General features: G+C 62.3%; 1 protein-coding gene. It reads left to right on the top strand.

Annotation, left to right across the window (positions count from 1 at the left end; all coding sequences use genetic code 11):
- Nucleotides 1-576: efflux RND transporter permease subunit (locus A3730_RS06765; RefSeq protein WP_156500998.1), on the top strand; the 576-nt coding region annotated here is incomplete at its 5' end.
- Nucleotides 577-700: the final 124 nt, after the last annotated feature.

Genomic DNA, 700 nt, shown 5'->3' with positions numbered 1-700 from the left:
CCGTTTGGCCTGGTGGGGGCCTTTATGGGGCATTTTCTGCTGGGTTACAGCGTGACACTGTGGTCGCTGGTGGGAATCATCGCGGTGAGCGGCGTGGTGGTGAATGACAACCTGGTATTGCTCGATGCCATCAACGACCTGCGGGAAAAAGGCGCGTCGTTGCGCGATGCGGTGATTCGTGGTGTGAGCGGGCGGTTGCGGCCAGTGATGTTGACGTCCATCACCACCTTTGCCGGTGTCGCACCGCTGATGCTGGAAACCAGCGTGCAAGCCCGCTTCCTGATTCCCATGGCTGTCTCGCTGGCCTTCGGGGTGCTGTTTGCCACCCTGGTGAGCTTGTTGTTAGTGCCCAGCCTGTTGGTGATATCCAATGATGTGAAGGGGCTGGTCACCCGCTGGCTGGCCCGCTGGCGAGCACCGGAAGCATCGGAACAGGATACCGTGGAGATGGCCTATGAACGCGGCCGCTTGTATGCAGGGTGGGCAGGGGACAACCCGTATCACGATGCCGTGCTGGGCTCCGCCTGGGAGGCAGGCCGGCAGGATTACCTGCAAGGCCAGGCAGGCGCGCAGTGATGCAGGTTTCTGGCGGGGCTTGGTGCGTCAGGCTTTTGGCGTCAGCCGCCCAGCAAATCCCATGAACGCAAGAGGCCGCACCCCAAGCAGGGGCGCGGCCTCTTCGTTAACAGCAAGCGTTGCG

Source organism: Alcanivorax sp. HI0044 (assembly GCF_001634945.1).
Note: the sequence above shows the minus strand (reverse complement) of the source record. Positions and strands in the feature narration are given on the sequence as shown.